Annotated in this window: 17 protein-coding genes; 4 read left to right on the top strand and 13 right to left on the bottom strand. The window is 42.6% G+C overall.

Going from position 1 to position 19453, the window contains the following annotated elements:
• Positions 1 to 3: 3 nt before the first annotated feature.
• From ABEQ24_RS18385 to ABEQ24_RS18400, 4 genes are all read right to left on the bottom strand, one after another.
• Positions 4 to 894, bottom strand: a complete 891-nt coding sequence (locus ABEQ24_RS18385; RefSeq protein ID WP_430008158.1) for a YegS/Rv2252/BmrU family lipid kinase — start codon at positions 892 to 894, stop codon at positions 4 to 6.
• 111 nt (positions 895 to 1005) lie between these two features.
• Positions 1006 to 1737, bottom strand: a complete 732-nt coding sequence (locus tag ABEQ24_RS18390) for an exonuclease domain-containing protein (RefSeq protein ID WP_430008159.1) — start codon at positions 1735 to 1737, stop codon at positions 1006 to 1008.
• Positions 1734 to 2714 (bottom strand): DUF294 nucleotidyltransferase-like domain-containing protein, encoded by a 981-nt coding sequence (locus tag ABEQ24_RS18395; protein ID WP_430008160.1) that lies wholly within the window; start codon positions 2712 to 2714, stop codon positions 1734 to 1736. The genes ABEQ24_RS18390 and ABEQ24_RS18395 overlap by 4 nt, the downstream gene beginning before the upstream one ends.
• Before the next feature lie 27 nt (positions 2715 to 2741).
• Positions 2742 to 4007, bottom strand: a complete 1266-nt coding sequence (locus ABEQ24_RS18400; protein WP_430008161.1) for an ammonium transporter — start codon at positions 4005 to 4007, stop codon at positions 2742 to 2744.
• A 270-nt stretch (positions 4008 to 4277) separates the two neighbouring features.
• On the opposite strand from ABEQ24_RS18400, the gene ABEQ24_RS18405 reads away from it, so the two are divergent.
• The gene (locus ABEQ24_RS18405) at positions 4278 to 5228 is read left to right on the top strand and encodes an L-lactate dehydrogenase (protein ID WP_430008162.1); all 951 of its coding nucleotides are present in this window, start codon (positions 4278 to 4280) and stop codon (positions 5226 to 5228) included.
• Between the two features lie 218 nt (positions 5229 to 5446).
• Here the strand turns inward: ABEQ24_RS18405 and ABEQ24_RS18410 are convergent, their stop codons facing one another.
• Both ABEQ24_RS18410 and ABEQ24_RS18415 read right to left on the bottom strand, forming a co-directional pair.
• Positions 5447 to 7588, bottom strand: coding sequence for a heavy metal translocating P-type ATPase (locus ABEQ24_RS18410; RefSeq protein ID WP_430008163.1), 2142 nt, complete (start codon positions 7586 to 7588; stop codon positions 5447 to 5449).
• Positions 7566 to 7949 (bottom strand): ArsR/SmtB family transcription factor, encoded by a 384-nt coding sequence (locus ABEQ24_RS18415; RefSeq protein WP_430008164.1) that lies wholly within the window; start codon positions 7947 to 7949, stop codon positions 7566 to 7568. Before ABEQ24_RS18415 ends, ABEQ24_RS18410 begins: the two co-directional genes overlap by 23 nt.
• Positions 7950 to 8093: 144 nt before the next feature.
• On the opposite strand from ABEQ24_RS18415, the gene ABEQ24_RS18420 reads away from it, so the two are divergent.
• Entirely contained in the window at positions 8094 to 8414 is a 321-nt protein-coding gene (locus ABEQ24_RS18420) for an ArsR/SmtB family transcription factor (protein WP_430008165.1), read from the top strand.
• A gap of 534 nt (positions 8415 to 8948) precedes the next feature.
• On the opposite strand, the gene ABEQ24_RS18425 is transcribed toward ABEQ24_RS18420, so the two are convergent.
• The gene (locus ABEQ24_RS18425; RefSeq protein WP_430008166.1) at positions 8949 to 9869 is read right to left on the bottom strand and encodes a cation diffusion facilitator family transporter; all 921 of its coding nucleotides are present in this window, start codon (positions 9867 to 9869) and stop codon (positions 8949 to 8951) included.
• A 264-nt stretch (positions 9870 to 10133) separates the two neighbouring features.
• Here ABEQ24_RS18425 and katA point away from each other — a divergent pair, with 264 nt between their 5' ends.
• Positions 10134 to 11591, top strand: coding sequence for a catalase KatA (katA, locus tag ABEQ24_RS18430; RefSeq protein WP_430008167.1), 1458 nt, complete (start codon positions 10134 to 10136; stop codon positions 11589 to 11591).
• A 544-nt stretch (positions 11592 to 12135) separates the two neighbouring features.
• Here the strand turns inward: katA and ABEQ24_RS18435 are convergent.
• The 3 genes from ABEQ24_RS18435 to ABEQ24_RS18445 are packed head-to-tail and all read right to left on the bottom strand — an operon-like array spanning position 12136 to position 14825.
• Entirely contained in the window at positions 12136 to 13116 is a 981-nt protein-coding gene (locus ABEQ24_RS18435) for an ABC transporter permease (RefSeq protein ID WP_430008168.1), read from the bottom strand.
• Positions 13109 to 14026, bottom strand: coding sequence for an ABC transporter ATP-binding protein (locus ABEQ24_RS18440; RefSeq protein ID WP_430008169.1), 918 nt, complete (start codon positions 14024 to 14026; stop codon positions 13109 to 13111). The genes ABEQ24_RS18435 and ABEQ24_RS18440 overlap by 8 nt, the downstream gene beginning before the upstream one ends.
• Complete coding sequence (locus ABEQ24_RS18445; protein WP_430008170.1) at positions 14019 to 14825, bottom strand: SGNH/GDSL hydrolase family protein; 807 nt, start codon at positions 14823 to 14825, stop codon at positions 14019 to 14021. The genes ABEQ24_RS18440 and ABEQ24_RS18445 overlap by 8 nt, the downstream gene beginning before the upstream one ends.
• 189 nt (positions 14826 to 15014) lie before the next feature.
• Between ABEQ24_RS18445 and ABEQ24_RS18450 the strand changes: the two genes are divergently transcribed.
• Positions 15015 to 15680 carry a haloacid dehalogenase type II gene (locus ABEQ24_RS18450; RefSeq protein ID WP_430008171.1) on the top strand — a complete coding sequence of 222 codons (666 nt, stop codon included), beginning with the start codon at positions 15015 to 15017 and terminating at the stop codon, positions 15678 to 15680.
• A gap of 517 nt (positions 15681 to 16197) precedes the next feature.
• Here ABEQ24_RS18450 and ABEQ24_RS18455 read toward each other — a convergent pair.
• From ABEQ24_RS18455 to ABEQ24_RS18465, 3 genes are all read right to left on the bottom strand, one after another.
• Positions 16198 to 17634 carry a hypothetical protein gene (locus ABEQ24_RS18455; protein ID WP_430008172.1) on the bottom strand — a complete coding sequence of 479 codons (1437 nt, stop codon included), beginning with the start codon at positions 17632 to 17634 and terminating at the stop codon, positions 16198 to 16200.
• 103 nt (positions 17635 to 17737) lie between these two features.
• Positions 17738 to 18661, bottom strand: a complete 924-nt coding sequence (locus ABEQ24_RS18460) for an FTR1 family iron permease (protein WP_430008173.1) — start codon at positions 18659 to 18661, stop codon at positions 17738 to 17740.
• Positions 18662 to 18685: 24 nt separating this feature from the next.
• A complete protein-coding gene (locus ABEQ24_RS18465) occupies positions 18686 to 19438 on the bottom strand; it encodes a hypothetical protein (protein ID WP_430008174.1) in 753 nt (250 codons plus the stop codon).
• Positions 19439 to 19453 lie beyond the last annotated feature (15 nt).

The raw sequence follows: 19453 nt of genomic DNA on the forward strand, positions 1-19453 counted from the left end.
CTCCTATTCTTCCTTTGGAACCAGTATTTCAATGTGTCTTCTCAGATTTTCCACTTTTACCGGAAGCTTATCCCCTTCGTCACCGTCAACGTTCGCAATCATTTCATAAGTGGAGGAAGCTTCTATCATTGGCACCTTCAAGTATTCAACATGCTCGCTGCTTGCAAGCTCACCGGTCATGATTTTCGGAAGCAGGAGCAGAAATTGCGGCAGGGCAACATCTTTAATGATGATGACGTGAAGCATGCCGTCGTTTACCTCTGCTTCAGGTGCGATCGTTTCAAATCCGCCGACCGAGTTTGTCAGGGCTATAAGCATCAGCAAAGCCTCCCCCTCCCAGATACCCTCATCTGATTGGACCCGGAGTTCAAAAGGCTGCTTCTCCTTCATCTTTTTTACTCCTTCAATGATGTAGGCAAGCGGGCCAAGTTTTGTTTTCTGCTCAACTGGTGTAGAAAAAGATGCTTCAGCTAAAGCTCCGACAGCTACTATATTAATAAAATATCGATCATTGATTTTCCCAACATCTGTTTTTCTTGTGTGCTGCTGCTCCATAACAGAAATGGCCTCTTCAGGATCAAGCGGAATATTGAGGGCTCTTGCAAAATCATTTACCGTACCGAGGGGGATTAAACCGAATAAAGGCCGGTGATCCTGTTCCGCAATCCCGTTTATTGCTTCATTTATCGTGCCGTCTCCGCCCATTGCCGCAACAAAATCAAGCTTCCGTTCACAGGCTTCCCTGGCAAAATCCATAGCATCTCCCTCGCCTTTTGTTTCGCGAAGCTCTGTTTCATAACCCATGTTCCTCATCGTTTTTAAAGCATGTTCCGTATATTCAGTTCCTTTTTCTTTGCCTGAAGATGGATTTACAATTAACATTGCCTGCTTCAAACCTTTTCCCCCTCGACTTAAAATGTCTATAATTTACCTTACCCCTAAAATATACAATTTGAACCATCCATATAAAAAAACATTACTCCTTTTACTGAAGTAATGTTTTCATCACAGTATGGCAATCCGTTCGTAAATATCCCGCAGGTTTCTGCAGCCCAGTCCTTTTACGTCCTCAACGTATTTACACCAAAGTTTTGCTGTCAAAATCGCATCGCCTAATGCATGGTGACGGTCTATAACAGGAATCTCTTTATGATCACACCAGTCTTCAAGTCTTACAAACTCCGCATTTGGTTCAGCAATGCGGTATAAAAAAGACGTGTCTACAATCCGGTGCTTGAACGCTGCGCGGAACAGTTTCCTGCTTGCATGCTGCATGAAGTTTTTTTCATGCGAAGAGTGATGGGCAACAAGAGTATCACTTTTTACGAACTTAAAAAATTCAATCATGGCTTCTTCAAGGGAAGGAGCATCCTTTAAATCATCATTTCTAATCCCAGTTAACACACTGATTTCATCAGACATTCCATTTTCATGTCTGACAAGCGAGTAGAAACGTTCATCTTCCTGCAGCGTGCACCCGCTCACCTTCACTGCACCGATGGAAATGATTTCGTTCCCCTGCTCTGGAAAAAAACCGGTTGTTTCAATATCAAAAACCACTACATCCAATTCATCCAGCGGAACCGACAGCGCCTCTTCCGCTTTCATTTCGCGCTGCAGCTGACGCAGAAATGCGATTTGCTGGGAGTTTTGTCCGCTTTGAGCCGTTCCAAAAACGCTCGTTTGAAACTTCCCGTGCACCTCTCTAATAAAATGAACGAACGGATTCGACTTCATTGATGAACACCCTTTTCAATGATTCCCTGTACAAAGTGATGCAGTTTTTTTCCGTTTTTCAGAATGGTTTTCATTTCTTTTTTCTCTGCACGGCCGAGCTGCTTAATGGGAAGGTAATGAACATCATCGTATTCTTTGATTCTCTTTAAATTAGACATTCGAAATTGCAGCAGATTAACAAAACTCTTTTTATATTCGCAAAGCTCATTTCGATAAAACTCATCTTTGCTGAGCTCATCAATCCGCTCCAATGTGGAGGCAGCTAACACTCCTTCTTTAATGGCAAGAATTCTAACTGCATTTACATAAGGTAAAAAGGCCGCTTGCTTTAAATTGAGTGATCCCTGATAGGGACCGCTGCTTTCGGTGAAGATTTGCCCAAGTGGACCAACAGAAGGTTTGAGATGCATGATATTATCCATAAACCGTTTTAATAGCTTAGGAGACTTTTTCCGGCACTCATGAATTACTTTTTTTAAATGACCAATAAATGCTTCTTCTCCCGCAAGCACTCTTGCATCTACAAATATCTGCAGATACCTCATAGACTCAAAGCTGATTTCATCCATCCATTTTAAAAGCTGTTCTTCAAATGCTCCAAGTGTTTTGCACCAGACAGGATTTGAGCTCATGACTTTTCCTTCGCAATAAGGATACCCTGCAAGATGAAGTCCTAAGGAAATCTCTTTTCCAAACGCCAGAAAGTACTGATCTGTGTCCGCACCGCTTTTTTCATAAACCATTCCATGATCCTGATCACTGATGACCCCCTGTTCAAATCTCCCTGCACTCCCCATCACAAACCATGAAAAGGGTGAAGGAGGAGTCCCTTTTTCCTCCTTCAGCTTTTGCAGAGATACTTCAAAAACCGCCCGCATGACTTTATCATGAAATTGATTTAATGATTGCGTATCAGTTGTATATTTATAAATCTCTTCATCTTTCCATGAACGAATTGATTCGTAGCTTTCTCCCATTTACAGCACTTCCCTTTCGCTCCCGAATTAAGAGCTGATCTTATCCTCTTTTGATAAGAATACTTCAGGATAGCCGTAACTTCCATGCTCACTCATATCAAGCCCCATAATTTCTTCTTCTTCTGTTACACGCAGACCGCCCATCAGCTTTTTAGCAGCAAAAAGGATGATAAACGAAACGGCAAAGGCATAAGCTCCCGATACGCCGACACCCATGACCTGAACCCCTAATTGTTCAAAGCCTCCGCCATAAAATAATCCCGGCTTTCCAACTGTCGCAAGTTCAGGTGTTGCGAAAAACCCTGTTGAAATCGTACCCCATACCCCAGCTGCTCCATGAACAGATAGCGCGTAGATTGGATCATCTATCTTTCTCTTTTCGAAAAATCTCACACTATAAAAAACTAGGATTCCAGCAATAAAACCGATCAGAACGGCTGCCCACGTATCTACAAACGCACATGATGCTGTAATTGCTACAAGACCCGCGAGTGCACCATTAAGCATCGTCGGCACATCTGATTTCCCAAGTACTGCCCATGAAACGATGAGCGACGCAACTGCACCAGCTGCCGCAGCAAGATTCGTATTCAGCGCAACATATCCGAAAAATCCATCCTCAACTCCAAGTGTGCTTGCAGCGTTAAATCCAAACCATCCAATCCACAGCACCAAAACCCCTAAAGCTGTAAACACTTGATTATGGCCAAAAATGTTATTGGCAGAACCATCCTGATTGAATTTCCCAATACGCGGCTTCAGTAAAATGGTTGCAGCAAATGCAGCCATTGCACCTGTTAAATGGACAACCGTGGAACCGGCAAAATCTTGTTTACCGTGCTCAGCAAGAAAGCCTCCGCCCCAGATCCAATGTGCTACCACTGGATAGACAAGAGCTGAGAAAAGCACCGTAAAGACAAGATAAATTGACAATTTAGCCCGCTCTGCAAATCCTCCAAGCGCAATGGTTATCGCAATTCCGGCAAAAGCAAGCTGGAACAAAAAGAAGACAGATGAAGAAAGATTCATTCCTTCAAGTTCATATCCTGAATAGAAAAAGTGGGATAAACCTACAAAGAAATTGGCATTGTCCCCAAATATAAATCCAAAGCCCACAGCCCAAAACACAAGTGATGCAAGGCCAAATGTAAAAATCGTCTTACCGGCAATATGACCGGCATTTTTCATGCGTGTAGATCCTGCTTCAAGCAAAATGAATCCGCCCTGCATGAGAATAACCAAAATTGCCCCCAGAACCACCCATAAACTATTTAACAGATAAATAGAATCCAAATTAACGTCCTCCTATTGCTCTTCTTATAACATTGTATGTTATAAAATATAACACAAGTTAATTATTTTCTATTTTAACGTATATTTTTCTCAAGTCAACTAATTTTCTAAAAATTTTTATAATTATATGTTAAAAAACCTAACACCGCTGTAAATAAGTAAAGTTTTTATAAATCGATGACAATTTGTAATTTTAATAGACATTTCTTCCTTAATAAGGTAAAATTATATTGTGAAGTATTTCACAATTCAAGGAAAGGGTGTTGTACAATGGCACAAGAAAAGATAAACCGTGTAGTCTTGGTTGGTACCGGATTTGTCGGTTCCAGCTACGCATTCGCTCTCATGAATCAAGGAATAGCTGATGAACTGATTTTAATTGATGCTAATGCCGAAAAAGCGCTTGGCGATGTAATGGATCTTAACCACGGAAAAGTGTTTGCACCAAATCCTACCGCCATCCGTCTCGGAGAATACGGGGATTGCAAACACGCAGATATTGTTGTCATTTGTGCAGGAGCTAATCAGAAGAAAGGCGAAACCCGCCTTGATCTTGTAGCGAAAAACCTGGCCATATTCAAAGAAATTACCGAAAGCGTGATGAAATCCGGATTCCAGGGAATATTTCTAGTAGCAACGAATCCAGTGGATATCCTTGCCTACGCAACATGGAAATTCAGCGGACTGCCGAAAGAACGGGTGATAGGTTCAGGAACCATCCTTGATACTTCCCGCTTCCGCTATCTGCTTGGCGACTATTTTAAAATAGCTCCAAATAACGTTCATGCCTACATAATCGGTGAGCACGGAGACAGCGAGCTTCCTGTTTACAGCTCTGCAGATATCGGCGGAATCCCTGTCATGAAGATGATTGAACGCAGCGAAGCCTATAAAAAAGAAGACTTAGATGAAATCTTTAAAAACGTACGGGATGCAGCCTATCAGATTATTAATCGAAAAGGGGCAACCTATTATGGAATCGCAATGGGGCTTGTCCGCATGACGAAAGCCATCCTTCACAATGAAAATTGCGTCCTGACCGTTTCTGGCCATCTTGACGGACAATACGGAGAAAAAGATGTCTATATCGGAGTCCCCGCTGTAATTAACCGCGAGGGAATCCGCGACATTATTGAGCTTGACCTGAATGCTGAAGAACAGGATAAATTCAGGAAAAGTGCCGCGATTTTAAAAGAGATACTGACACCTCATTTTAATTAGAAAATCGGCTGTTTACTGATTCGTTAGAAAATGACCATTCTGCTCCGGCTCTAGAAGCTGGAGTTTTTCTTTTTAGCATATTGATTTTCTTCAGCCGGAAGATTTTCTGATTTAGCGGCTATCCCCGAATTCCAGCTGTCATTTTTCTCAAGCGGAAGGCCAAATTTCTTGCCATCCCAACAAAATAAAAAGGAGCATGAACCTCTAATCGGTTCATGCTAGCTGTCTTTCTTTTCCTTCACTCTTAAAAGCCTCAATCCATTAAGCGTGACAAGCAAAGTCGCTCCCATATCTGCAAAAATCGCAATCCATAATGTCAGCCATCCTGGAACAACGAGTAGCAGGGCAAGCAGTTTAAGCCCTAAGGCAAAGGCAATGTTCTGCTTAATAATGACAAGCGTTTTGCGGCTCAGTTCAATCGCAAAAGGCAGTTTTTTCAGATCATCTCCCATTAGGGCAACATCTGCTGTTTCAAGAGCCGTATCCGTCCCGGCCCCTCCCATCGCGATGCCAACAGAAGCTGCAGCAAGAGCGGGGGCATCATTTACGCCATCCCCCACCATTGCGGCTTTACCGTATTCACCTTGTATCTTTTTCACGGCATCCAGTTTATGCTGAGGAAGGAGCTCAGCATGAATCTCAGACACTTCCAACTGATGTCCGATTGCTGCCGCGGTACTTGCGTGATCACCCGTCAGCATGATGGTCTTTTGAATGCCTTGCTCTTTTAGCTGCTTCACAACGCGGACACTGCTTTCACGGATCTCGTCTGCAACGGCCGATACAGCAAGCAGCACTTCATTTGTACCAGCGAGCATGACTGTTTTCCCCTGTTTCTGCAAAGAATCAACCTTGTTTCTTACTTCTCCTTCTAGTGGACGCCCAGTCATCTCTTCAAACAGCGAAACATTTCCAACATAGTACCACTCTTGATCAATTTTTCCTTTGATGCCTTTTCCAGTGATGGACGCGAATTCATCTACGATTAGAGATTTATAATCCAGCTCCTGCTGCTCTGCTTTTTTTATAAACGCAGAAGCAAGCGGATGCTGTGACCTATATTCAAGCGCACTTACCAATTTAAATAAGTCATCTTGTGAAATTCCAGGCAGTAAAACGTCAAAATCGGTAACCACAGGTGCCCCTTTTGTTAAAGTGCCTGTTTTATCAAACGCCACCGCCTTAATTCGGCTTAATTCTTCAAGGTAAATACCGCCTTTGATCAACACTCCATTTCTCGCTGCGTTCCCAATGGCCGTAACAATGGAAACAGGTGTTGAGATAACAAGTGCACACGGACAGCCGACAACCAGGACGGCTAATCCCTGATAAATCCAAGTATCCCACATTCCGCCGAAAAACAGCGGCGGAAGAACAGCGACTAAAAAGGCAATCGCCATAATCACAGGTGTATACCACCTTGCAAACTTGTCTACAAATGCCTGCGATGGTGCGCGTTCCGCCTGAGCTTCTTCTACTAGATGAATGATTTTCGCAATCGTTGTATCATCAGCGAGCTTCGTAACCTTTACTTCAAGCAAGCCTTCTTCGTTAAGAGTTCCTGCAAACACTTCTGCCCCAGGTTCTTTTTCTGCGGGGAGTGATTCACCCGTGATGGATGCCTGATTAACAGCCGATACCCCTTTAACAACAACTCCATCCATGGCAATTTTCTGGCCCGGCTTCACGATCATGATATCGCCGGCTTCAATTTCATCAACGGAAATGGAGCTTTCAATACCGTTTCGTCTGATTAACGCTTCTTTTGGAGCGATATCCATTAACGAGCGAATGGACTTGCGCGCCCGGTCCATCGAATAGGATTCCAGAGCTTCACTGATGGCAAACAGGATAACCACAACAGCCCCTTCGCTCCATTCCCCAATAATGGCGGCACCGATAATCGCGATCGTCATGAGCGTTCGCATATCAAACTCAAGCCGAATCAAATTTTTAAACCCCGTGATAAACAGTGAGTATCCCCCAATGACGATGGCAGCCAAAAATGCTGCTATAGACGGGACACTTTCTTCGCCATAGGAAAACAATGAATAATAGCCCATCGCTATGAACAGTGCTGATACCAGAAGGGCTCCGTATTTTTTAAGGAATGTTTCTTTAGGAGCTTGAACGGCTCCCTTTTCAGGAAGAATCTTAAGATGCTCGAACGCACCTGCTTTTTCAATATCGCGAATGCTCGCATTGCCGATCACCGTTAATTTAGCGGCACCGAAATTCACTTTGGCATCACTAACGCCATCAAGTTCTTTTACATTGCGTTCGAATTTTCCGGCACAGCCTGCACAAGTAAATCCCTGAACCCGGTACACATTTTTTTCAGCCGTTTGTTCTGCTCCCACGAATGCTCATCTCCCCCTGATGTTCAAAAGCAAGCTGAATCAGCTGCTTTACATGATCATCATCCAATGAATAATAGACCAGCTTTCCTTCTTTGCGGAACTTAGCAAGCCCCGTATTTTTCAAAAGTCTTAAATGATGCGATGCAGTCGCGGTCGTAGCCCCGACGATATTCGCCACATCACAGACACATAGCTCCTCTTCTTCTAAAAGCGCATAAGCAATTTTCAATCGGGTATCATCAGCAAGGGCTTTATAGATTTTCGCCACATTAGCCGTTTCCTGCCCTCGAAGCTTATTCTTAACCCGTTCCACTTTTTCCGAATCCACACAGGTTATTTCACATACATCCTGCAGCTTCACTTCATCACATCCTTTTCATTCAAACGTTCATTTGATTAAAGTATATGCAGGGCAGCAGGAACAGTCAAACAATAATTTGAATGTTTGTATAAATAAATAATCTTTCCTATAATAATTACATAAGAAGTCAGAAGGAGACTCACAATGAAAAAAGAAAAAATAGATGCAGACACGTTTCAAGATCTGGACGAAGAAACCCTCTTCATCGCTTCACAGACCTTTAAGGCGCTGTCAGACCCGACACGGCTTCGTATATTAAACCTGCTTACCCAAGGGGAACGATCCGTAAATGAAATTGCCGAATCATTATCTCTTCTCCAATCAACCGTATCCCACCAGCTGCGCTTTCTGAAAAACCTGCGCCTCGTCAAATTCCGCCGCGAAGGGACAACTTTATACTATTCACATGACGACGAACACGTTATCGGGCTTTTGAAACAGATGATTGAGCATGCTCGTCATTAACCGAAAAGCGGAACCGCCCGTTTAGCTCCGAAAGACAGATAAGGATCCGACAGAAAAGGCGCTTTTTGCCTTGACTGGCGGATCCGTTCTGGCTGAGGAGCTGGACAAACCGAAAAGCGGAGCCGCCTAATCAGGCTGATATATCCAACCCTCGCATATTTTAAAAATGAAATTACACTAAGAACAGAACACCGTAAAAGGGGCTGTCCCGTGGCAGCACTAGGGATGATGATGCCACTTTTTGAGCTTTGAACCGTGAAAAATGGCTGCACTACTGAGAGTGACGCCACTTTTCAAGCTTTGAACCATTAAAATTGGCATCACTATTGAGAGTGACGCCACTTTTCAAGCTTTGAACCATTTAAAATGGCAGCACTACCGAGAGTGACGCCACTTTTCAAGCTTTGAACAATTTAAAATGGCAGCACTACCGAGAGTGATACCACTTTTCAAGCTTTGACCCTTGAAAAGTCGCAGTACTAATCGGACTGACACCATTCATCATTTTTACAGAAAAAAACAGGCGAAAACCTTCTAATTACAATGATCATCCCCGCAGCAGGCTGAATCTTTTCGATCAATCTGAATCGTTGTATGATGAAGTCCAAATTGATCATGCAAAATCTTGTTGGCTTTTTTCAATAAGTCCTGCTGATTCTCCCCGCTCTCTACCACTAAATGACAGCTCAGCGCTGGGAAATCTGACGTAATTGACCATACATGCAAATCATGTACGCCGCATACTTCCTCCATTGTCATGAGAGCAGCCCGTATTTCATCCGTTTTCAAATTCCCAGGTGCACCTTCCATTAAAATATGAAAAGAATCCTTCGTCACGCGGAAACCGCTGATGATTATCAGCACCGCAACAATAATACTTGCGATCGGATCTGCGAGGCCCCAGCCAAAAAACATAATAAGCAGAGCCGCGATAATTGCGCCCACAGAACCAAGCATATCGCCAATAACGTGCAGGAAAGCACTTCTTACATTCAGATTCTCATCCTTATCTCCGCGCATCAGGATAAAAGCAGCCGCAATATTGACAAGCAGGCCAATACTCGAAATCAAGAGCATGCCGGAACTGATGACCTCAGGCGGATCGATAAAACGCTGATAGGCTTCTGCAAATATATAGAGGGCAATAATGATTAATGTAAGACCGTTAATAAAGGCAGCCAAAATTTCAAACCTTTTATAACCGAACGTTTTAGATGCTGAAGCGCCTTTTGCTCCAAAAGTCATTGCAAGATAGCTTAAACCTAATGCTGCCGCGTCACTGAGCATATGTCCCGCATCAGACAGCAGCGCAAGACTATTTGTGAGTAATCCCCCGATCACTTCCACAATCATGAAAAGAGCGATAATGGAAAATGCAAGCAGGAGCGCCTTTTTATTGCTTGTATGGTGGTGATGATGTCCCTCATGGCCGTGATGATGATGTGAGTGCCCCATTTTCAACCCCTCCATTCCTTCTTTATATGAGTATATGTTCATATATTAATTATTTCAAATCATTTCAACATTTGCAAGATATATTTATGATTTACATACCCCATATTTTTCATTAATAAAAAGAGACAAAAATTTCATTGAATATTCAAACTATTTTACAAACTATTTATTTATAATAATTATAAAATAGTATTGATTTTTTATTGAGAGATGTTATCATTGTAAATGGGTTTAATACTATAAAACTATGAGGTGAATCGATTTATGAGTAATGAGAGAAAAAATCTTACTACTAGTTGGGGTGCTCCTGTCGGTGACAACCAGAATTCAATAACAGCAGGTTCTCGCGGTCCAACATTAATTCAGGATGTCCACCTTTTAGAGAAGCTTGCACACTTTAACAGAGAACGTGTGCCTGAGCGCGTCGTTCATGCAAAAGGTGCAGGAGCACATGGTTATTTTGAAGTAACAAATGATGTAACAAAATATACAAAAGCAAATTTCTTATCAGAAGTGGGTAAACGTACACCTATGTTCGTCCGTTTTTCAACGGTAGCGGGAGAAAATGGTTCAGCTGATACAGTGCGCGACCCGCGCGGATTTGCTTTGAAATTCTATACAGAAGAAGGCAACTATGACCTGGTAGGAAACAATACGCCGGTTTTCTTCATTCGCGATGCAATTAAATTCCCTGATTTCATCCACACACAAAAGCGCCATCCGCAAACACACTTGAAAAATCCAGATGCTGTTTGGGATTTCTGGTCTCTATCACCTGAATCTCTTCATCAAGTATCAATCTTGATGTCTGACCGGGGTATTCCGGCAACATTCCGTCATATGCACGGCTTTGGAAGCCATACATTTAAGTGGACAAATACGGAAGGAGACGGCGTGTGGATCAAATACCACTTTAAAACAGAACAAGGCATTCAAAACCTTGCTCCGGAGCTTGCAGCTAAAATTGCCGGAGAAAATCCGGACTACCACACAGAAGACTTGTTTAATGCCATTGAAAAAGGCGATTTCCCTGCATGGAAAATGTACGTGCAGATCATGCCTTTAGAAGATGCGGACACTTACCGCTTCGATCCATTCGATGTCACTAAAGTATGGTCTCAAAAAGACTATCCGTTAATTGAGGTTGGCCGCATGGTTCTAAACCGCAATCCGGAAAACTACTTTGCAGAAGTCGAGCAGGCTACATTCTCACCTGGAACACTTGTCCCTGGAGTCGACGTATCTCCGGACAAAATGCTTCAAGGCCGTTTGTTCGCCTACCATGATGCACACCGATACCGTGTAGGCGCGAACCATCAGGCCCTGCCGATTAATCGTCCTAAAAACGAAGTCAATACGTACCAGCGCGACGGTCAAATGCGTTTTGACAACAACGGCGGCGGGTCTGTCTATTACGAGCCGAACAGCTACGGCGGACCAGCAGAATCTGCTGAAAACAAACAGGCGGCATATCCTGTTCAAGGTTTTGCAGACAGTGTATCTTATGATCATAATGATCACTACACTCAGCCTGGGGACCTTTATCGCCTCCAAAGTGAAGAAGAGCGTGCCCGTCTTGTTCAAAACTATGTTGAAGCTATGGCTCCGGTCACGAAAGATGAAATTAAACTGCGCCAGATCGCGCATCTATATAAAGCTGATCCCGAATTCGGCCAGCGTGTAGCTCTGGGACTTGGACTACAGGTTCCGCAGGAGGTTTAAGTAATTTAAAGTAAAAGCTTTACAATTCGTTCTCAGGTTCTATTCTCATTTTTGCACCCGCTTAGTTGGCGGGTGCTTTTTTTATAGATTAATAACCCTGCAAGAACCATTTTTTTTATTAGATAAACCGAAAACTTCATTTTATAAATTTGGTTATTGTGAAGTAAAGTAGAATCAAATGCATGCTATGCTTCCACAATTTTGTTTTTTGCAGTGGAATCAACCACATGCTATGGTTCCACGATTTTGTTTATTGCACCGAAAAGTGGAATCAACCGCATGCTATAGTTCCACAATTTTAGTTTTTGCACCGAAAAGTGGAATCAACCGCATGCTATGTTTCCACAATTTTAGTTTTTGCACGGAAAAGTGGAATCAACCGCATACTATGATTCCTCGATATTGTTTTTTGCACTGAAAAGTGGAATCAACCACAAGTCAAATTCCTTCCGCTGCACCTCTTATGGTTATAACTTCTAACCTAAAAGCAACACCCCTTAAGAAAAGAGCCAAATAAAAAAAGCCGCTCCAAAGCGGCTGTCACTCAATAAATATCCCTGCGTGAAAACACGATAAACGAAACAATCAGTCCGGCTGCCGCCCAGATGCCGAGGACACTCATGGAGAAGCCCAGGGTCATCCCGTTGATAGGAGGGGCCATTCCGGCTACGTAATCGGTCAGTCTTAGGTTGACCATGAAAAAATACTTGGCTGAATCCCATGAGGAGACCATATTTGCCAAAATCGCTCCTGCAATCAATGCGGCAAGCATGACTCCCATTACAGAGGCAGTGCTTTTCATAAGTACGGAGAGTGTAAAGGTCAAGGTTCCGACGACAACGGCCACGAACCATACTAATCCAAGTTCCATTAAGATATACTGCCACTGTGCTATCAATCGTACCTGATCGGTGTTCAAATCCTCTCCCTGAACGGTAAACCCGGTCAGGATCGGCATGTTCCATCCTCCATATCCGAAAACAGTTCCTGATATGAGGTAAGACAGCACTCCGAGCGATAAGACGATAAAAGAGACCGATAAAATTAATGTGATGTACTTGCTTAATAAGATCTTCCACCTTTTAACCGGCCTTGTTAACAGCAGTTTGATTGTTCCCCTCGTTGCCTCTGAGGAGACAAGATCTGCTGCGATGACCATGACCATCAGCGGCAGCAGGAGATCAATTGAATTCTCGGCAAACATCCTCATAAAAGTGGGTGCTCCCGGAGCGCTCGGATTAATGTCATTATCCAAGTAGTACTGCTGCTGCTCCATCCGGATTTGGAGGTATTTCTTCCATTCTGCAGAGATGCCGCTAGAGCTCAATCTGTTTTGTGCATTGATAATTTCCTGCTGCAATTGAGAACGCCAGTCGGTTGTTCCCAATTCTTCCTGCAGGGTTTTCGCTTCTTTCATTTGTGCATATGTAAAGAGTCCGACGAGTACTGCTAATATGCCCGCAATGATAAAAAGGCGCTTTTTCCGGATGATTTTGATCATTTCATTGAAAACGAGATTAATCAATGGTTTCACCTTCAGTCAGCTCGATAAACAAATCTTCAAGTGTAGGCAATTTCGTCTGAATCTCACGCACTTTTACACCGGCTCCAACTAATTTCTCATTCCATACGGGAATGCTTTCTTCCTCATTATAAGTAACGATTCGGTCATCATATTCGGCTAGCAGGGCTGTTTCTCCCGACAAAATTGCCTTTCCTTTTTCAAAAGGATCGAGTCTCCAGATGACCCGTTCTTTTTCAGCAAGAAGATGCTCGACTGTGTCCACTTTAAGAATGGACCCTTTAGAAATGATTGCAACCCTGTCACACATTAACTGAATCTCACTGAGCAGATGAGAAGAAACAAGGACACTCAACCCCTCTTTTTCTGCTAAAAAGCGAATGAATTCCCGCATCTCTCTAATGCCGACGGGATCGAGTCCGTTTGTCGGCTCGTCTAAGATCAGCACGTTCGGCTTGCCTAATAATGCCTGTGCGATGCCAAGGCGCTGGCGCATTCCCAGCGAATACGTGCTCACCCTGTCGCCAATCCGGTTTTGCAGGCCGACAAGCTCTACAACTTCATCGATGCGCTCCTTAGGAAGGCCGGGAACCATTCTCCAGAAATAGTGAAGATTTTCAAGTCCTGTCAAATAAGGATACAGCTCCGGATTTTCAACAATGCAGCCGATATTTTTGATCGCATTTGAAAAATCGGATTTAAGATCATGGCCGCAGATGGTAATCCTGCCTGACGTTGCTTTAATCAATCCGACAAGCATGCGGATCGTTGTTGTTTTGCCTGCGCCATTTGGACCAAGAAATCCAAACACTTCTCCCCTTTCAAGCTGAAAAGAGATGTCTTTGATGATTTCTTTTTTGCCTATTTTCTTCCGGAGATTTTCAACCACCAGTGTTTCGTTTGAGCTAGTCATCCTGTTTCCCCTCCCTGCTGAACACGATTAAAGATGACAGCCGTTCTCCAATCAGCTTGTATCCTTCTGAATTTGGATGAAACTTGTCGCTGTACAAATAATCGTTTACATTTTGCTCAAAAAGATCAAATGTCGGAACCATGACAACCTTTGGATAGTTCGCTGCAATGTCAGCAGATTCAAAATTCCACTGCCTTACAATGGCAGAAGTTGTTTTTGCATCCTCCAGGTCATTAAAGGGATTGTAAAGACCCACATAATAGACAGCTGCTTCAGGATTTACTTTGCGAAGCTCCCCAATGATTTTGTTTAAGTTTGTTAAATAGTTTGCTTTAGCCTGATCATTTTCCGCTGATGACAAATTCTCAAGCGCCTGTCCGCCTTGAAAAAGGTCATTTCCGCCAATGGTCATAACAATTGTATCTGCGTCACTGACCTGTCTTCTGATTTCCGGTTTTTGAAGCTGCTTCACTACCTGATCAGAGACCTGACCTTTAATCGCTAAATTCGAAAGCTTAATATCCCGGTCTGTTTTATCTTTAAGCTCATCTACTAAATAGCCAATATACCCCTTGCCAGACTGGTCACCAGTTCCGCGCGTCAATGAATCGCCAAGTGCCACAATTTGATAGTCTTCATCTGATTTGCTGACTTCTGCTTCATTAGCAGCATCTGATTGGACTCCAGCATCCGGCTTGCTGAAAAAATAGCTGTTAATCGTCCAGCCCAGCCCAAAAATCCATAAGACTGTAGCCAGTACGGATAAAACCGCAATAAATTTCGCTGTATTTACCTTCAAACGATCACCTTTTCTTAAAAACTTGTTACCCATCAATTTACATGAATGTAAAACAAATAAGCAACTATGAATGCTTCCATTTTTTCAGATAATTAAAAGTCTTGTTCAAGTAATTGCCATAATTAGATTCTGTTTATACTTATGAAGTGAGAGGGTATTATTACAGTAAATCGGGAAAGGCGGTTCTCTATGAAAAAAGAAATAAAGGCATTTATTTTTGATGTATACGGAACATTATTCGATGTGCATTCCGTGAAGAAAAAAGGAGACGAGCTATACGAGGGCAAAGGAGAAGAATTAAGCAAAGTCTGGCGTCAGAAACAGCTGGAGTATTCCTTTTTACGGCAAATCATGGGCAGTTATGAACCCTTTTTGACCATTACGAGAGATTCATTAAGATATGCCATCCGTTCACTAGAGTTAAAGGATTCGAAAGAAAATGAGGACGCCTTACTAGCAGAATATACAAAGCTATCGCATTATCCTGAGACTGAAAAGGTGTTATCTCAGCTGAATCATAAAAAGCTTGCCATCTTTTCAAATGGATCACATGATATGCTGAATCCGCTGATCGAACAATCAGGACTTTCTCCATACTTTGATTATGTAATCAGCGTCGACGAAGGAAAGCAGTTTAAACCCTCACCGGCCGCTTATACACTTGTGCTGAAGGAGCTTGGAGTAAACCGTGAAGAAGTTCTTTTTATGTCATCAAACGGCTGGGATATTTCAGGTGCAAAAAACTTCGGATTCAGGACGGCCTGGATCAACCGCGGCGGACTGCCGGAGGAGGAACTTGGTTTGAGCCCTGACACGATTTATTCTGATTTAAATGGGATTCTTGAGTGGAAATAAAAGAAAGACTTGCTGACCGCATGAGTAGTTCCGTTAACGTGGAGAAAACTTAAAAACGCAACCTAAATAACATACGTTTTCGCAACATAAATAGCAAGCGAATTAACAATACAATTAACACACCAAAAAGCTTGGGTTATCCCAAGCTTTTGTTATTGAATGTGTTGTTCTTATTCAATTAAAACTCCCTTATATAGAATAAATCAGTAATAAAAACTACGTTCAGTAGTTGTCCCTCATTAAAATAATCAATCAAAATTGATGTCACCTTGTTGTTTCGTTTTTTTCTTAATAATACGTGCTATTTTCTCTGAATTCCACCATTCTTCAGCTTTAGGTAAGAGTGAGACAACTTCTTTGCTTTTTTATTGTTATTATCTTATAAAACGTTGATAAATCAACGAAAATAGCCCTGCGAATTACTGTGCTAAAATGTATGCTAATTTATATGCCATTTACAATGTTTCTCCACAAAAACTGAACTACTTACTGACCGCAGCAAGCCTTTTTTTTACCGCTACTTGAGCCTGTATAGAACAATCTCTCCATAAACCGGATCAAAAAGAGGGTTTGAATGAAATTCCTTAGTTTTTTCAAGCCGATCCGCTAAATCAATTCCCTGCTTTTCAAATCCTTCTGCAAGATGATTGGTCAAATAAATGGTCTTCCCTTCCTGATAGGATACATCCTTTTGAAAGTAAGGGTACGAGTAGTAGCGTTTATGATCATATGGGACAGATAAATAGGATAATACACGTGTCTCCTCCCATGTGTAAACGATTAAAGGCTCCTCCTGCTCATCCAGGTACTCAGCCATTTGATAAACGGCAGGCTTGTTTTCGGCCTGCTCTTTTAAAAGAGGGACACTTACACCAAGCTGCAAGGCTGCAAGCATAATAAAAACAATCTGTCCTTTTTTTGTCTTTCCTGCCAAAAAGACAAATATGGCAAACAGAAGCAGCATCGAAATCGGAAAGGAATGACGGGGTTTATCGATATTTTGCGCAAACAAATTCCAGAGAAAATAGACCAGCGTCAAACTTAGGAGCAGCTTATGACGATTGAAAAATTCCGTTCTTGATTCTTTGTTCAGGCTCATGAAAATCCAGACAACCACACCTGCTGCTGCCGCGAGCAAGAGATAGGATTGCGACATCATGCCTGTAAAACCAACATTCTGCACCGTTAATCGGTATAGACGGGACCAGATCGGTTCCCCAGATTCTGTAACCGCTCCTCCCCAGGATGTAAAATGGCCGGCAATAAAGCCATAAGAGAGTTTGATAAACCCAGAAAGGCTGCCTTCACTCATAATCAGCCCAGCAATCCAAATACTTTGAAAAAGCACGGCTGCAAACGCAAAAACAGCAATCCTTCTCATATTCTTGCTTTCTTTATAATCCTGAATCCATAAAAAAACGATGGCGAGCCCAAACGGAGCGTAAGAAAGCCGAATTCCCAGCAGCAGGCTGAACAGGAACAGCGGAAGAAGCTTCATCCAAATGGAGCTTTTTTTGAATGCGAGATAAACAGCCCATAAAAACCACCATAAAACTCCTATCGCAGCCCCTTCAGACATTGGCTGAGCGGAGAGAATGGATAAATAGCTGTTCGTTTGAAGAAGCATGACGACCATTAAGGACGGCAAAGCTCCGATGTACTGTTTTGCTAAAAAATAGATGGGGATGCATGCAGACAAAACAATCGTCTGATTAAAAATAGACAGTGCCTGCGCTGGGTTATCCACCCATATATGTGTAATCATTCCTCCGAGAATGAAATAAGGATAGCCTGGAAAATGCGGCTGCATGGCGAGCAGATCGTACCTGTCCAGCGCCAGCGCAAAATCAACCTGATCCCATGTGGCAGCATACGGACTGCTGTATATAAATCTAAAATAAACGGCTGCCAGCAGGATGGCTCCAGCGCTAATTGTCTTAAGGATCGTGCTCATGCAAAAACTCCCTTACTAAGTAGAAAACCGCAGAAACCAGTTCAGATGTGCAGCATTTCATATAAACTCTAAAAAAAATACAAGGCGGATCGCCTTGTATTTTTTATCCTATACGAGCCTCAGGCTTCAGTACTTTTTTATCTTTAGGCACTGTTTTCTCAGCTTTTACAGGCTTCTTTGTGAAAACAAGCAAATAGATTGTCGCGAAATAGCCCAGATACGCGAGGACTTCTTCTAATGAAGGCATGGATGAATATCCTAAGAAAGCTTTTAAGAAAATGCCGATATCACCGGACAGCAGCGGTGCTGTACCATGATCTCGCAAGTAGTGAGCATAGTCAATCGGATGCTCAGGCAAAAACCAGGTAATATTATAAACGTGCGGCATCACACTGCCGATTATCTTTAAATCCTGCAGCATGGATATTCCCTGAACGAGAAGACCGGCTGCAATTAAAACGATAAAGGCTCCCGTTATTCTAAAGAAAGCTTTAAGCGAAATTTTCATTGTTCCTTTAAAGAATAGGTAGCTGACGAGTGAAGCGGCAAGAAGCCCCGAAATAGCTCCCCATCCCTGCAGAGCCGCTCCAATGTTTCCTCCAGTAATAGCAGCGAAGAAAAACACCGTTTCTACCCCTTCGCGCACTACAACTAAGAATGAATGAATAACCATTCCGATTACACTGCCGGCCGTAATAAAATGATTAATCTTTCCTTCAACGGTCGATTTAATATTTTTGCTGTGCTCAGCCATCCAAAAGACCATTTGAGTTAATAGAATGGAGGAGATGAAAATAATTGAGATCTTCAGGTACATTTCACTGCCCATTGCCGCAAACCCTGTGAATACCACTTGAAAAACAAGAGCCACAAGGTAACTTGCAAAGACCGCCAGACCTGCTCCAAGCCAGACGAACTTCACAAATTTTTTATTATCTGTACGCTTTAAGTAAGTTGTAATAATTCCTACAATTAATAAGGCTTCCAAAACCTCACGGAATGTAATAAGAAACGCCTGAAGCTGCACGTTCATCCCCTCCTTCAAATATGGCTACTGCTTCCTTTTTCTCATTGCGTAGACAGCGACAAGCGCCAGGACTGCCACTATGATGACAATTGGAAGCCAGTTCTTTAAGCTAGCTAAATCTGTCCAGTCAGTCGTCTCTGAAGCTGTTGATTCCCCTTCATCAGCTGAGAAATGACCGGATGTAAAATCTTTTATGCCAAATTCTTTTTTAAGATCAGTTAAAATGATTTCTTTGCTTTCGTTAAATGCATCTTGACTTGCTTCTGACTTCCCGACTCCGAACAACCCTGGATTGCCTAGAGCTTCCAGTGCTTTATTGAATTCGTCTCTGATTTGACTGTCCATCTCTTTGCTGCTTTCAGCTACGCGCGGAGAAAGTGCCTCGTAAGTCGCAAATCCTTTTGCAAGCAGCCGTTTGCTTGTATCATAGTCCTTAAAATTTTCATCGACATTTTCTAGGCGTCGGCTGATATTCATCGCAAGAAGCTTCTCCATGTTTTGAACAAGTTCTTCTTTATTCTCATTTTCAATATTGTCCATGATGACCTCTGTAGGTTCCGGCCCCATGTGCATATCAATCTCTTCTTGAACAGTTTGATAGATTTTCTTTGCTTCAGCAAAGTCAGGGGGACTTTCATCCAGCTGAACCTGCATGTTTTTATAGGCTTCCGCAATTTTTTCTTCATTCGGATCTCCGTATGAATAAGCAAATGCGCTGTTATGTATAGGTAAACTGATAAGGATAAGTACAATTAGTGATAAAAAAGTTTTTTTCATTGTCTGCCCTCCCTA

This window comes from Metabacillus idriensis (assembly GCF_050483325.1).
Taxonomy (GTDB): domain Bacteria; phylum Bacillota; class Bacilli; order Bacillales; family Bacillaceae; genus Bacillus_P; species Bacillus_P idriensis_A.

Bases quoted from the DNA above. Each gene is read 5' to 3' on its own strand.
- ABEQ24_RS18390 (WP_430008159.1), bottom strand. From the start codon at position 1,737: ATGAAGTCGAATCCGTTCGTTCATTTTATTAGAGAGGTGCACGGGAAG.
- katA (WP_430008167.1), top strand. From the start codon at position 10,134: ATGAGTAATGAGAGAAAAAATCTTACTACTAGTTGGGGTGCTCCTGTC.
- ABEQ24_RS18405 (WP_430008162.1), top strand. From the start codon at position 4,278: ATGGCACAAGAAAAGATAAACCGTGTAGTCTTGGTTGGTACCGGATTT.
- ABEQ24_RS18450 (WP_430008171.1), top strand. From the start codon at position 15,015: ATGAAAAAAGAAATAAAGGCATTTATTTTTGATGTATACGGAACATTA.
- ABEQ24_RS18395 (WP_430008160.1), bottom strand. From the start codon at position 2,714: ATGGGAGAAAGCTACGAATCAATTCGTTCATGGAAAGATGAAGAGATT.
- ABEQ24_RS18420 (WP_430008165.1), top strand. From the start codon at position 8,094: ATGAAAAAAGAAAAAATAGATGCAGACACGTTTCAAGATCTGGACGAA.
- ABEQ24_RS18455 (WP_430008172.1), bottom strand. From the start codon at position 17,634: ATGAGCACGATCCTTAAGACAATTAGCGCTGGAGCCATCCTGCTGGCA.
- ABEQ24_RS18440 (WP_430008169.1), bottom strand. From the start codon at position 14,026: ATGACTAGCTCAAACGAAACACTGGTGGTTGAAAATCTCCGGAAGAAA.
- ABEQ24_RS18425 (WP_430008166.1), bottom strand. From the start codon at position 9,869: ATGGGGCACTCACATCATCATCACGGCCATGAGGGACATCATCACCAC.
- ABEQ24_RS18465 (WP_430008174.1), bottom strand. From the start codon at position 19,438: ATGAAAAAAACTTTTTTATCACTAATTGTACTTATCCTTATCAGTTTA.